The sequence below is a fragment of the Tuberibacillus calidus DSM 17572 genome, assembly GCF_000430685.1.
Classification (GTDB): domain Bacteria; phylum Bacillota; class Bacilli; order Bacillales; family Sporolactobacillaceae; genus Tuberibacillus; species Tuberibacillus calidus.
Map to the genome: position 1 here is coordinate 1 of NZ_AUMM01000017.1, position 13,285 is coordinate 13,285.

A 13,285-nucleotide genomic window follows, 5' to 3' on the forward strand; every position below is an offset into this window, starting at 1 on the left:
AATGCCTGCAGATGCGAAGAACCGCCGTTGACTTCCGATAAAGCTTTCCCTCTTCAAGTAGAACAATGCTTCGGGAAGCCGTTAGCCCGTGTGCTTCCAATAACCGCCTTCCACTTTCACTTTGTAAAGAAGCAAATCGAAAATAGCCTTTCGGGTCCCTTTTTATCACGAACCGCACACTTCCGCTGCAAAGGTTACAATAGCCATCAAATAAAATAATGGCCTCCATCCTGAACACCTGCTTTTCTCTGAATCCGTTAAGTTTTTGACAGAGCCTAGTTGTCTTTATGCCCGCCTGAAAAACTTTTTCTATACTGCCATTATAAAAAGAGGCTGACTTAGAAGTCCAAGGTCACTCACCAGCCCAACCACATATTGTTTAGTTCGCGGTGGGAGAGACCCCTTATAAGCCAGCCTCATTTGAAAATTTTATACCCGAACCTTGATGCGATTCAAAAATTGATTCGTGCGTTCATTTTCCGAGCGGTCAAAGATGTCTTCGGGTGTGCCTTTTTCAATGATTTTTCCGCCATCCATGAAAATGACTTGATTGGCCACCTCGCGGGCAAAAGCCATTTCATGCGTAACAACGACCATCGTCATGCCCTCTTCAGCCAAATCTTTCATCACGTTCAGTACCTCGCCGACCAGCTCCGGGTCAAGGGCCGAGGTCGGCTCATCGAAGAGCAGGACATCTGGATTCATCGCCATTGCCCGGGCAATGCCAACCCGCTGTTCTTGCCCCCCGGACAGCTGATACGGGTACTTCTCAGCGTGTTCAGCTAAACCGACCTTCTCTAAAAGAGCGAGCGCCCGCTCTCTCGCTTCTTTTTTGTTTTGTTTCTGGACGACAATCGGTCCTTCCATCACATTCTCAACGGCTGTTTTATGAGGAAACAGATGATAGCCTTGAAAGACCATACCTGTCCTTTTTCTGAAGTTCGTCACATCGCGCGTGCGATGCCTGTGGTTTCCTGAAAAAGACATCGATAAATCGCCGATTTGAATCGTCCCCGCATCAGGGACCTCCAATAAATTCAGACAGCGGAGAAATGTAGTTTTACCTGATCCAGATGGACCGATAATGACAGCCGTTTCACCTTTTTTTACACTTAAGGAAATGCCTTTTAAAACTTCATTACCTTTGAAGGCCTTATACAAATCCGTCACTTTAATCATTCCGCCACCCCCATTTCCTTTATTATTGTTCCAAATGGCGGCTTGTGCGTTTTTCCATCAAGGATTGGAAGTAATTTAGGATCGTACAAAAAATGAGGTAAATCACGGCGACTTCGATATAAATCCAAAACGGCTCATAATTCGTTGCCGCGATTTCCTGCCCCTTTCTAAACAACTCACCGACCGTAATCGTTGCGGCTAGTGACGTGTCTTTGACGAGGGATATGAATGAATTGCTGAGAGGTGGAATTGACACGCGCATGGCTTGCGGAATAATGATGCGCCGCATCGCCTGAGCTTTAGTCATTCCTAACGAATAAGCCGCTTCCCATTGCCCTTTATGAATGGAATCGATGGCCGCTCGGATGATTTCGGAATTATATGCCCCCATATTTAATGTAAATCCGATCACCGCTGCTGTAAAAGGATCAAGAATGAGACCAATGCTCGGCAACCCGTAAAAAAGAATAAACAACTGTACGAGTAGGGGTGTGCCCCTAATCACCCACACATAAAGATAGGCAATATCTTTTAAAACTTTTATTTTGAAAAGGCGAATAATGGCGATAATGAAACCAAGGATAAGCCCCAAAGCGAATGTAATAAGAGTAAGCGGGATGGTAAACGCCAATCCCGCTTTTAAAATCGGCCAAAAGGAATTTAGCAGCAGATGCAAAATATCTGATGCTCTTGCACTGAGTTCCATAGAAAATAACCCCTATTTGGAAACATCGGTTCCGAAATATTTTTTCGATATTTTAAGATAGGTGCCGTCCTTCTTCATATCTTGCAAAGCTTGATTGATCTTGTCCACTAATACGTCACTGCCTTTTCTGAACATAAAGGCGCTTTGTGCCCCTTCTTTCAATTCATCAACTTTTTTGACAGCAGTGTTTGGACGTCTTTTCATGAGATCTAAGTAAGAAAGGCTGTCATTGACCGTCGCATCGACGCGACCTGAAGTAATAAGACTGATCGCTTCATCAAAACCGTCTACCGGCGTGTTTTCGGCCCCATATTGCTTCGCGATGTTCAGGTAATTACTCGTCAACGATTGGGCAACTTTCTTTCCTTTTAAATCTTCAAATGATTGAATGGTTTGATTATTTTTACCAACAATCAAGACCGCATGGCTAGTAATGTAGGGATCGGAAAATATGTATTTCTTTTGCCGTTCGGGCGTAATCCCTACCTCATTCGCAATCATGTCGAAACGCTTGGAATCAAGTCCAGCGATCATGCCGTCCCATTTGGTTTCAATAAATTTCGGCTTAAGGCCGATACGTTTGGCGACTTCACGGGCGATGTCGACATCGAATCCGGTTAATTGCTGATTTTTATCATGATAAGTAAACGGCGGATACGTTCCTTCCGTTCCGATTGTTAATACTCCCGATTTCTTCACTTTATCATAAAAATCTTGACTAGCCTTTTTATTGCCGTCTTGGTTTGCGTTCCCGCAGGCCGTCAAGACGAACATCATCATGACCGTTATAAATATACCGATGAGTTTTTTCAATTCGCGATACCTCCTAGTATTCTTATCGGGTTTATCGCATTTGCTTTTCTAAATTAAAACATTAAACACCAATCGTCAAGAAATGTACTTCCGTCTGATAGTTTATCCATCAGGTCAGAAAACCATGAATGCCGCCATTGCTTCAAAATTTAAATGACGACATATTTTTGGAGTATATTTCCATATGAGAAAATCCTCGCTCGATTTAAAATCCCCTATTTGAACATTTGAACAATGAAGTTTCGGAAATCTTTTCATTTATCGCAGCATCTTTGATATGATAGACACAAGATGTAAGTAAATGGAGGCTTTCTATGTGGAATAAAAATCGACTTTTCTTGGCAGCGATCATCTTGATGCTCATTTTTTCTTTAACAAGTTGCGGACAGGCTTCCAACGAGGGGAAACCCCATAATGCAACCGCATATCCGTCTGATGTGAAAGAAAACCCCATTGTCACCATCACAATGGAAAACGGGCAAAAAATTTTTATTGAATTGTATCCCAAAGTTGCCCCAAACACAGTAGCCAATTTCATTTCATTAGTGGAGAAAGGTTTTTATGATGGACAGACCTTCCATCGTGTGATTCCTGGGTTTATGATTCAGGGGGGTGACCCGAATGGCAACGGAACAGGCGGTCCGGGATATCATATTAAAGGTGAATTTACTTACAACGGATTTAAAAACGATCTTAAACACGAGCGCGGTGTCATTTCGATGGCACGGGCTCAGGATCCCGATTCAGCGGGTTCACAGTTTTTCATTATGGTCGCAAGCTCCCCGCAGCTAGACGGGCAATATGCCGCCTTCGGAAAAGTCATCAAAGGGATGGATGTCGTCGACAAAATCGTTTCGGTCGAAACCGACGATATGGATAAACCTTTACAGGAACAAAAAATGAAAACGGTGACCGTCGATATGAAAGGTTATCATTATCCTTCACCGAAAAAAATAAAATAAAATAGAAGAGGCTGGGACATAAGTCAACTTCCCAAAAATTGGTCCCCATTTATATCAATAAAGTCACATTAAAACGAATAACCCCGTACCACTTTTAAAGTGATATGGGGTTATTTTTGGGATGCGGTCAACCTTTTAGCCACTTTTTGCCCAACCTCATCAAAAACATAGCCGCCTCATACGTCCATCATCAAGCCTTGGCGTTGAGACGGCTTTCATTTTATCCTGCTTTCGTAATATGCCTTTGTTCGGTCACCTCGAATGTCCAGCCGAACGGGTCCTCTAGTTCGCCTGTCTGAATGCCGACAATCGTCTTATATAATTTTTTGGACACGGAACCGATTTCGCCGTCATTCACGATGTAAGTCTCCCCTTTATATAACAGTTTTCCAACCGGGGAGATAACGGCCGCTGTTCCCGTTCCAAAAATTTCTTCCAATTGCCCTTTTTTATGCGCTTCTATAACTTCATCGATCGCCAAGCGCCTTTCAGTGACAGGGTATCCCCAATATTTCAATAATTGAATGGCGGAATCACGCGTAATTCCCGGTAAAATACTGCCATTTAATTGCGGCGTAATAATCTCTCCGTTGATCTTAAAGAAAACGTTCATGCTGCCAACTTCTTCAATATATTTTTGTTCGACGCCATCCAGCCATAAAACCTGTGTATAACCATCTTTGGCGGCGAGCTCTTGTGCTTTGAGGCTGGCGGCATAATTGCCACCGGTTTTCGCCTCACCGGTTCCTCCTCTCACCGCACGGACATATTCGGTTTCAACGGCAATGGAGACAGGATTAATGCCTTCTTTATAGTAAGCGCCTACCGGGGAAAGGATCATCAAAAATTTATAGCTTTTTGAGGGTGAAACGCCAATATACGGCTCGGTGGCAATAATAAACGGGCGTATATACAGGGAGGTACCCTCCGCTCTTGGAACCCAGTCTTTTTCAATCAAAATAAGTTGGCGGAGTGCTTCTAAAACGAAATCTTCATCAATATGAGGAATACATAAGCGGTCATTTGAACGGTTCATTCTTTCAAAGTTCTTCTTGGGACGGAATAACAGAACTTTTCCGTTCTTTCCGAGATAAGCCTTTAACCCCTCGAAAACTGTCTGCCCATAATGGAAACACATGGCAGCGGGGTCCAATTGAATCGGCTGATAAGGAATGATCCGCGCATCATGCCAGCCCTTCTCGTTCGTGTAGTCCATCGTAAACATGTAATCCGTAAAGACTTTGCCGAATTCCAAAGAATCCGCGGATGGTTTGTCTTTCAATGATGTACAACCGGTAAATTCAATAGTTAAATCCTTCAATGTCAAGACTCCCTGTTTTTATATTTTAAGATTTTAAAATATAATAAATCCAATTTATTAAAGTTTCAAGATGTAAAAATAAATTAGTTAATAAATACTATTTTGAAAGCGTTTACTTTTTTAAAATGCAAAAAGCGGCGGCTTAAAACCGTCGCTTTTGTTAAAATTGTCATTTTACTCCCAAAGTCTATATCCCGGATAACCAAATCCGTAGCCGGGGTAACCCCCGTACCCATGGTGATGGAAGCCATATCCAGGATATCCGCCGAAACCATGGTGATGGAAGCCGTATCCGGGATAGCCGCCGAAACCATGGTGATGGAAGCCGTATCCAGGATAACCACCGAAGCCATGGTAACCACCATAGCCATATCCTGGATAACCAAAACCGGCTCCCATTCCTGGCATCATGCCTCCGTAAAATTGTCTCTCTAATTCTTGATCCATTCCCATACCCCTCCTTTACGGAATACACCATAGTATATGTGTCCCGTTTTTTCGCGGTATGGTTATTCGCCCATCTATTAAATATCGAAATCCGTCCCGTTCGTGTTTTCATTGACCATCCGGTAAAGCCTGTTCGAGCATTTATTTTAGCAGTGCTCTTTTCTGCATCGTTGGGCTAACATTGGCGGGAAATATTTATGACCATTCAATATCGTCGTCTCGAAAAAATCCTTTTGATCAACATGATGATAAGAAGAAAGATGACAAAATCGACGAGCAGGCCAAAAAGGGAAAAGCCATACATATGGCCGCCGTAATAACCGCCAAACGGATGGAACATATGCCCAATCATCATGCCGAGGCCAAATGAAGCCGCATGGGACAATAACGAGGACCCGCGGTTATACGTGGATCTTGGCATTTTGACGACAGGTGAATGATATCGCGTATGGAAGGTACTGGTATGGGTGGAAAAACCGCGACTTGTCCCGAATCCTCTTGCTTCAGATACATGAGGCATATAAGCCAAGCCGATCATTATTGCCAACAGGAAAACCATGATTTTTTTCATTCAAAACGCCCTCCAAACCCTCAAGCAATCTTTTCGGTTCCTGGAAAACCTTTTATTATTTTTACGTTTGGAGGTCAATAAAGTTTCATTATCCGAATTGAAATCTCTGGAAACTCATTCGTTGCAATGCTTTCGTTGAACGGTTTCTGACTTTGAGTGAGTTTGCAACTTTCAACGCCTAAGCCTTTATACGACACTGTTTTTGTTCGTCGGGCTATCTAAAATATCCGCATCCACAAGATTATTAATGGGGATGTTGATTGGCGAAAGATCTCCGTTTTGCTCTCCTACCGCCTGGTTACGCTTATAAGAAAGCAGCTCATCAACGAACTGCAAAGATCCGGCATTGATGACCGATCCGTTATCAACCGTGTTCACTTTAAAAGCGAAAAGATTGATGGCCAAAGGGGTAAAAAAGACCATTCCAACATCTCCTTTGAAATTTATCGCCATTCTACAGAAGACTACCACTTCGATGTTTTCGTTTAAAAATATGGAGGAGCCTTTCAAAGAACACTTACTTTACTTGTCAGGCTGTCAAGATAATCCTGGTCCGTGACATAGGATTGTGTTAAAACCATCGGTGAAAAATCACCGTTTTGCTCGCCAATGCCCTGGCTTCTTTTGTAAGAAACGAAAATATCGATATGTTGGCTAGGTCCAAGATTTACAACCGCCGAATGATCCACGACATTTATTTTGAATGTCAAAAGATTAATGGTTACCTGACCAAACGACATCTTCCGCCCTCCCAACCTGAGACCGATGTTCGAAGCGTAAACGTTATTTTCTTATTTTGATCGTTTGTTGCTCTAAAACATCATCATCCCGAACAGCATGCCAATTAAAAGCCCTAAGCGTTAAGTCAGACATTTGTTGTCCGAATCCTTGTGACTTTTTGGCACAAACATGTCGACCGATTTGAATGGTAGAGCCTAAAGAAACACGTCCCGAATGGTCGGCATTATTAATTTTTATTTCAGCAATCTCGACGTTTGTCGGTTTAAAGAACATGTATCACCGCTCCTTATCTTGGATGCCGGGCATCGGCAACCATTCGGATTCAAATGAAGAGGCCGAATCGATTTGGTCCCGATCATCGACCATGCTTCGTGTGCCTAAAAAGCTGCTCCCATCACCCATGTTCTGTCCTAACCCCATATTTTTCTTATCGGAATTATGCCATTCCGCCAATAAATTGTTTCCAACATTTATGGCCGAGGCATTTTCAAAGGAATTCACTTTAATCATGCAAATATTAATATAGAATTGTGCTGGCATCGGTGCCTGTGACATTTTCCGTCTCTCCCCTTCCGCTTTTTAAATGAGTATTCATGTATTTGTAAAATATGTCCGTGACCACTTACGGTAACGTACTTCTCCATCAACCATTAATGTTAAACGTTCCGCCGTAACCGTTTAGAACGCTATCATCAACGTCATATCCGAAAATCCACGTGAATGCCAAAATCCAGACACATCGTTTTGAATGGATGCGAGGATTAGAGATAAACTATGACAAAGCCATTTATCATTCTTACAAGGGGGATTGCAAAGATGGGCAGAAGGGATAAACTCACCACGCTTTTTGGGATCGGCATCTTCGCCCTGATTTTAACGACTGTTTACTCCATTGTACTTGGTATTCTCGGTTACCGGACGATGAACCGAATCGATTTTATCTATAAAAAAATGAAAAAGGGGGAGTCATCGAGCTAAGCCGATGGACTCCCCATTGTTTTTATAAGAATTCAACATTTAGATATATGAGACCCAAGGTGTTCGGAAAGGACTACCCTCCGATGTTCGGAAGGATTTACTTTTTAAAGTGGTACGGAATCGTCGTGATGGCGATATCCTTCGTTCTCACCAGATAAGCGCGGATTAAAGTTCCAGATTGGTTATGAAGCAGCGCATGCCACCACTTTTTCGTATAAAATTGCGGCATGACAACCGTAATCCTCGCACCTGCCTCATCTGTTTTATATTTGACGGCATCAATAAATCGGCTGAGCGGAGTGAGAATGCTCCGGTAAAGCGAATGAATGGTAACAAGCCGCACCCCCGTATCCCACTCTTCCCATTGCTTTTCCATTTTTTCGATCGCTTCCGGACTGAAACCAATATATACGGCAATGACATGATCCGTAATCGACTTCGCGTACAATAGCGATTGTTTGACGACGGTCGTAATGCCAGATACAGGAACGATAATCACGTTTTCTGAGAGCTTAACGTCTTTTAATTTCTCGGAAATGTCGATGCGCAACTGGTCTCCGACATCCAAATAATGCTGGTGAATTTTATGAAAGACGAAGACAACGAGCGGAATAAAAATCAGTGCCATCCAAACATGCGTAAACTTTGTGATAAAGAAAATGATTAAAATCAAATAACAGATCAAGGCACCGATTAAGTTAGCCGCCAGCTTCATCCCCCATCCTTTCGGTTTCGTCCGGATCCATTTCAGGATCATACCAGTTTGAGATAATGAAAAAGGCAGGAAAACCCCGACGGCATAAAGCGGAATTAAATTGCTGACATTGCCTTCAAAAATTATGATCAATAGAATGGAGGCCACCCCTAATGTCATGATGCCATTGGAATAACCTAACCGGTCGCCCCTCGATTTAAAAGGACGAGGCATAAATTTGTCTTGAGCAAGATTCACAGCGAGTAATGGAAAGGCAGAAAAACCGGTATTGGCGGCAAGAACCAAAATTAATGCCGTTGTCGCCTGAATAAAGTAATACACACCGTTTCGACCGAACACTTCGGTGCTGAGCTGTGATAAGACGGTTTGATGTACGGACGGACCTATGCCGTACCAATATGTCAAAAAAACGATGCCCGAAAACAACGCACCCAAAATAACTCCCATCATCGAAAGCGTCAAAGCCGCGTTTTTCTCAGACGGTGCCTTAAAGCTTGGGATCGCATTCGATATCGCTTCAACACCGGTCAATGCCGAACATCCCGATGAAAAGGCTTTTAATATGAGAAATAAACCGATGCCGGCCACCGGTGAACCAACCGGTGCGTGGGACGAAGCTGGGGCGTGGCCGGTTAACACTTTGTAAAACCCTGCAATAGTCAGGACGACCAATGCTAAAACAAATAAATAAACCGGATAAGCCAGTATTGTGGCCGATTCGGATAAGCCCCGCAAGTTTAAAATAGTTATGATAATGACGATAACAACGGCGATCAAAACACTATGGGGATGAAGTGCCGGAAAAGCCGAAGTCATCGCATCGGTTCCAGCTGAGACGCTGACCGCTACCGTTAAGACATAGTCAATGAGTAAGGATCCCCCAGCAATCAGGCCAAAATTCATCCCCAGATTTTCTTTGGCGACGACATATGCTCCACCGCCTTGCGGGTATGCATAAATAATTTGGCGATAAGAGAGAATCAAAGCGAGCAATAAAACCAACACGCCAACCGCAATGGGTAGCGAATACCACAAAGCCGCCATCCCCACAACAGCAAGAACTGTAACAATTTGTTCAGGACCGTAGGCGACAGAAGATAAAGCGTCGGATGACAATAAAGCCAACGCCTTTAATTTATTTAGTTTTTGATCTTGAATTTCATGCGTTTTAAGCGGTTTGCCGATTATCCAACGTTTAATTTTACTAACCATATCTTTTGCACCTTCATATCACACAGATGATATTGAAAACTTGCGCCTGACTCATAGGGGCTAGACTCCCCCGTTATTTCGGAAGTCTGACCCCGGACTTTTGAGACAGACCCTTAGTTGCCCTTATACTGGCATAATAAAAGTTCTACATCCTTACCAGTATTAGCCTGTTGATAACCACAGACCCTTAGTCACCTATATGCGATCGGAAATTCTAATTAAAAAATGGGTGGCACTTGTTAAATTTCAACAGTAAAAAAAAGAAAAAACTATCAAAGCGATGCTTTAATAGTTCCCGTGCAATCATCACTCTCCCTATGCCGATGAGGTTAGCTGACGGGTTCGGGCCGGGCCGCCCTACCTAGAAAGGATTCACCCCAAAAAAACGGGTCCCCCACTCCCTAAAAGGGATTAGGCACAAATAATATTCCATTGATGCCCTCATTTTATAAACGCCATTACACATTGTCAATTGTTTTTCGGGTAATTTTTTTAGCCGACGACATCATGTCTTATCCGCGTCAAATTCTGTGCAGAAAATAGCATCAACCTTCAGACATTATCAGGATGTCAGAGGCACACAATATAAAGCAACAGAGGAGGGAAAAGCATGCCAAACAATAACATACAGTCAATGTTGAAACCAGGCCATTCTGGGACCAATGCACAAAAGGTAAAAAAACAGATCCAAACCGATATCAAAGCGGGTGTAGGTTCCATGACGGCCCGGGAAGCCGGTGCCAGGCGAAGTAAATAAAAAAACGGGGTTAACCCCCGTTTTAGTGCGTTTTCTTAGTTCGTTCTGCCTGATCATTGCATCTCAGTTCTAGTTTTTGTCGTTTTTAGCCCATGTTATTCCAAATTCTGGAGCGTCTGCTGATTTTCGTGGCTCTTTTTGCTGAAAAATGAGCATAAATCCTGTTTTTGTGCATTTTCGATGACGATCGGCTTCAAAATCGCTCATATGCTCCAGTTTTTTACATATTTAACCTTGATTTTTCCAAATTATGGAGCCACTACTCACCTTCTTGGCTTTCCATCCCGAAAAATGAGCATAAATGCCGCACTTTGCGCGAGTCTAGATCACCATGGGCATTTTTGCGTGCGAAGTTCTACCGCCTTGTGATGGCATTACTTGCTGCACGTCCCACTTTAATGTTTCCACATTAGGCTTTTTCAAGGTTTGACCCGATAAATTTCAAAAGAATGCCCAACTTCAATGTAATTATCCTGACGATCATAAATCGTCAACTTCAGCTGCCATTTCCCCGGGATAGTCAAATACGAACCCTTCGCTGTGAAATAGCTGACGTGGTCATCATCCGACCGAGCCGCATCCCGCTTTAAAGAAATGTGGAATGGTGCCAATTCTTCTTTATTTAATTCCTGCAAAGTCATCTCGGCAGTGGTCATTTTTCGATCTTTACACTGCACAGCCAACTGTATCGTTTGCTCGGTGCCGGGATTTGTCGGGTAAATGGATGTGGCGATGGTACATCCTTCACGATCGGTTTTCCAATAGACCGGTTCATTAGGAGGAAATGGCGTTAAATGCGTCAATGCTCCAACAATAATCATGAGAATAAACATAAGTGCGGCATCCACTTTGATCCAACGCTTAAAGGCATGTGGGTTGCGGCTTTTCAGGCGTTCCCTTATAATCGCGGCTGTTAAGAAAACAAGCAGCACGACAAAAACCTTAACAACCAGTAACTGCCCCCAATCGCTTTTAAACACATCTGATATATCGGGTGAAAAGAGAAGCGTTAAGACAAATCCAGTAACAACTAAAATCAAAAGGCTGATGAAAGCGCCATTTGAGAAAAACGGCAAAAAACTTTTTAGGTGGCTTTTATAATGGAATAAGAGAAACACTAAACCGCCGACCCAAAAAGCAGCCGCAAATAAATGCACTGCATCAGACACAAGCGTAAGTGGGACTGGATGAAAAACCGCGGCATGACCAACCGCTGCTTCGAGTGCGATCATGCCAACAACCCATAGGCCGTCCAACCACCGAAACCACTGCAAAATCAAAACACCAATGATAGCCAATAAAACTCTGATTAAACTGATCAAGCCGAGTTCCGTGTGAAAGAAATAAGTCCCCCATTGACTCCCGGATAATCCTGAAAGGGCACCATAGCTGTCGCTAAGGCTGAGAAGCACTGCGCTAATCAGAAAGAAAAGCTTTAATGCTTGGTACCAACCAGCTTTTTGCTGATGTATCCACTCGCGTCGAAGGACACCGATGAAAATCCATCCTGCAAAAGCCAAAAAGAACAATTCATAGATGCCATAAAAGGAAAAAGCGATACCGCTTTGACCACCATTATTGGCTGGTTCAGGCGCCGGGCGATTTAGCAGGTCTGACCCGTTACCCACCTGAAACAAATAGGAAGATTCTACTGGGTGCCCATCAGCGGAAATCACATGATAGCTGACGGTATATGTCCCATTCTTAAGCTTTTTCAACCCGACGGATAACTGGGTGTGGTCCGGCGACATCTTCGTCGTTGATTCGGACACGAGATGTCCTTCGCTATCATAAACCTTAATATAGTATAAATCTCTTTGTAGACGTTCATTAAACGATAAAACGACCTTGTTCGGTGCCTCTTTTAATTGGCTGTTCGGGCTAGGTGTGGATTGAATTAACGTCGCATGGGCTTCGGTGACTTGTGGGAGAAATAGTAGTACCCCCAAAATCAAAAAAGCAATGAATTTCTTCATTGAAACCCCCTCCCTCATAAAAAGCTTAAGATCATTTTTGACAAGACCATCCTCGCTCTTTACGAAAAACACTTTCACTACTAAGTGATTTCCTTTTCCGTTAAGCGGCTGTCACCTTGTAGTTGAGCGAGTTTTTAAGAGCGTCATGGCTGGGCGATAGACCATGAACTTCATTTCATTTATTTGTTGGGGATACCACTTTCAGCCTATCGTTCTCTGTTTCACTCCTGGCAGTGATGCGCCTTTTTCAAATGCATCTTTTTCGGCAATTCTATAAGGATTTCTTCAAAGGAAAAGACCTTACCGCCAAAGCCTTTCACAAATTGCTCGGCATGTTTCTTATATTCAAAGGTGAGAACTTGCGGCTGGCAGCAGCCCAAATCTAAAGACGCGTCCATGACAAACCACGTCAGAGGAACACTAATCGTGGTTTTACGCAAAAAGTCATAACAAATGGCCTGCAAGACGTCTCTGTCTAATTGCTGGTAGCGTAGTAACCCACAGTGCGCGCAGCAAGCGGCTTCAATGCGATTCTCCGAAAGGATCAGCCGAAACGCGAAAGATTCATTGACTTTTTTACGACAATACACGCATTCTTCTTTCGGCGAAGGAGCATCTAGAGCAGCATCACCTCTATAGGTAATACCCCCAAAAGTTTTAATAATCGTCCCTTCTTCGATTAAAGGCTTTAAGTCGCGGTGGACCGTCATTTCCGAGACACCTAAATGCTTGCTTAATTCTTTGATAGTCATGTTCTTCTTTTGAGCGATCCATTCTTTAATTTTTTCTTGGCGTTCAATCCGCAACATGTCGGCGACTCCTTCTTCTCATTCTCACCAACAAGTTTTGATGATTTTTAACATTTATAAACATAGTTTAACAAAAAAAGTGGAGGGATTTGACAGCG

At 43.2% G+C, this 13,285-nt stretch carries 17 protein-coding genes and 1 riboswitch; of the genes, 3 read left to right on the top strand and 14 right to left on the bottom strand.

The window, feature by feature from the left end; genetic code table 11:
• From H532_RS0104970 to H532_RS0104985, 4 genes are all read right to left on the bottom strand, one after another.
• Nucleotides 1–229, bottom strand: a 229-nt coding sequence (locus H532_RS0104970) for a thiol-disulfide oxidoreductase DCC family protein (RefSeq protein WP_027724575.1), incomplete at its 3' end; no start/stop codon positions are given.
• A gap of 200 nt (nucleotides 230–429) precedes the next feature.
• Nucleotides 430–1,179 (bottom strand): amino acid ABC transporter ATP-binding protein, encoded by a 750-nt coding sequence (locus H532_RS0104975; protein WP_027724576.1) that lies wholly within the window; start codon nucleotides 1,177–1,179, stop codon nucleotides 430–432.
• A 22-nt stretch (nucleotides 1,180–1,201) separates the two neighbouring features.
• The gene (locus tag H532_RS0104980; RefSeq protein WP_027724577.1) at nucleotides 1,202–1,885 is read right to left on the bottom strand and encodes an amino acid ABC transporter permease; all 684 of its coding nucleotides are present in this window, start codon (nucleotides 1,883–1,885) and stop codon (nucleotides 1,202–1,204) included.
• Nucleotides 1,886–1,897: 12 nt separating this feature from the next.
• Complete coding sequence (locus H532_RS0104985) at nucleotides 1,898–2,698, bottom strand: amino acid ABC transporter substrate-binding protein (protein WP_027724578.1); 801 nt, start codon at nucleotides 2,696–2,698, stop codon at nucleotides 1,898–1,900.
• A gap of 314 nt (nucleotides 2,699–3,012) precedes the next feature.
• Here H532_RS0104985 and H532_RS0104990 point away from each other — a divergent pair, with 314 nt between their 5' ends.
• A complete protein-coding gene (locus tag H532_RS0104990) occupies nucleotides 3,013–3,660 on the top strand; it encodes a peptidylprolyl isomerase (protein ID WP_027724579.1) in 648 nt (215 codons plus the stop codon).
• Nucleotides 3,661–3,880: 220 nt separating this feature from the next.
• Here the strand turns inward: H532_RS0104990 and H532_RS0104995 are convergent, their stop codons facing one another.
• From H532_RS0104995 to H532_RS0105025, 7 genes are all read right to left on the bottom strand, one after another.
• Nucleotides 3,881–4,987, bottom strand: coding sequence for a branched-chain amino acid aminotransferase (locus H532_RS0104995; RefSeq protein ID WP_027724580.1), 1,107 nt, complete (start codon nucleotides 4,985–4,987; stop codon nucleotides 3,881–3,883).
• Nucleotides 4,988–5,155: 168 nt separating this feature from the next.
• The gene (locus tag H532_RS0105000) at nucleotides 5,156–5,428 is read right to left on the bottom strand and encodes a hypothetical protein (protein WP_081412323.1); all 273 of its coding nucleotides are present in this window, start codon (nucleotides 5,426–5,428) and stop codon (nucleotides 5,156–5,158) included.
• Between the two features lie 205 nt (nucleotides 5,429–5,633).
• Nucleotides 5,634–5,999, bottom strand: a complete 366-nt coding sequence (locus tag H532_RS0105005; RefSeq protein WP_027724582.1) for a hypothetical protein — start codon at nucleotides 5,997–5,999, stop codon at nucleotides 5,634–5,636.
• Nucleotides 6,000–6,185: 186 nt separating this feature from the next.
• Nucleotides 6,186–6,422 (bottom strand): hypothetical protein, encoded by a 237-nt coding sequence (locus H532_RS0105010; RefSeq protein WP_027724583.1) that lies wholly within the window; start codon nucleotides 6,420–6,422, stop codon nucleotides 6,186–6,188.
• An 83-nt stretch (nucleotides 6,423–6,505) separates the two neighbouring features.
• Nucleotides 6,506–6,739 (bottom strand): hypothetical protein, encoded by a 234-nt coding sequence (locus H532_RS0105015; RefSeq protein ID WP_027724584.1) that lies wholly within the window; start codon nucleotides 6,737–6,739, stop codon nucleotides 6,506–6,508.
• A gap of 43 nt (nucleotides 6,740–6,782) precedes the next feature.
• Nucleotides 6,783–7,013, bottom strand: coding sequence for a hypothetical protein (locus H532_RS0105020; RefSeq protein ID WP_027724585.1), 231 nt, complete (start codon nucleotides 7,011–7,013; stop codon nucleotides 6,783–6,785).
• Between the two features lie 3 nt (nucleotides 7,014–7,016).
• Nucleotides 7,017–7,280: a hypothetical protein gene (locus H532_RS0105025; protein ID WP_155994981.1), complete on the bottom strand. Its 264-nt coding sequence runs from the start codon at nucleotides 7,278–7,280 to the stop codon at nucleotides 7,017–7,019.
• Nucleotides 7,281–7,556: 276 nt separating this feature from the next.
• Between H532_RS0105025 and H532_RS20215 the strand changes: the two genes are divergently transcribed.
• Complete coding sequence (locus tag H532_RS20215; protein WP_155994972.1) at nucleotides 7,557–7,718, top strand: hypothetical protein; 162 nt, start codon at nucleotides 7,557–7,559, stop codon at nucleotides 7,716–7,718.
• A gap of 97 nt (nucleotides 7,719–7,815) precedes the next feature.
• On the opposite strand, the gene H532_RS0105035 is transcribed toward H532_RS20215, so the two are convergent.
• Nucleotides 7,816–9,645 (bottom strand): APC family permease, encoded by a 1,830-nt coding sequence (locus H532_RS0105035; RefSeq protein ID WP_027724587.1) that lies wholly within the window; start codon nucleotides 9,643–9,645, stop codon nucleotides 7,816–7,818.
• Between the two features lie 302 nt (nucleotides 9,646–9,947).
• A riboswitch (cyclic di-AMP (ydaO/yuaA leader) is annotated at nucleotides 9,948–10,073 on the bottom strand.
• Nucleotides 10,074–10,255: 182 nt separating this feature from the next.
• Here H532_RS0105035 and H532_RS20590 point away from each other — a divergent pair.
• On the top strand, nucleotides 10,256–10,402 hold the full coding sequence (locus tag H532_RS20590; protein ID WP_169721025.1) for a hypothetical protein: 147 nt from the start codon (nucleotides 10,256–10,258) through the stop codon (nucleotides 10,400–10,402).
• A 419-nt stretch (nucleotides 10,403–10,821) separates the two neighbouring features.
• On the opposite strand, the gene H532_RS0105045 is transcribed toward H532_RS20590, so the two are convergent.
• Together H532_RS0105045 and H532_RS0105050 are read right to left on the bottom strand one after the other, a co-directional pair.
• Nucleotides 10,822–12,378: a copper resistance CopC/CopD family protein gene (locus tag H532_RS0105045; protein ID WP_027724588.1), complete on the bottom strand. Its 1,557-nt coding sequence runs from the start codon at nucleotides 12,376–12,378 to the stop codon at nucleotides 10,822–10,824.
• A gap of 221 nt (nucleotides 12,379–12,599) precedes the next feature.
• A complete protein-coding gene (locus H532_RS0105050; RefSeq protein ID WP_027724589.1) occupies nucleotides 12,600–13,187 on the bottom strand; it encodes a DeoR family transcriptional regulator in 588 nt (195 codons plus the stop codon).
• Nucleotides 13,188–13,285: the final 98 nt, after the last annotated feature.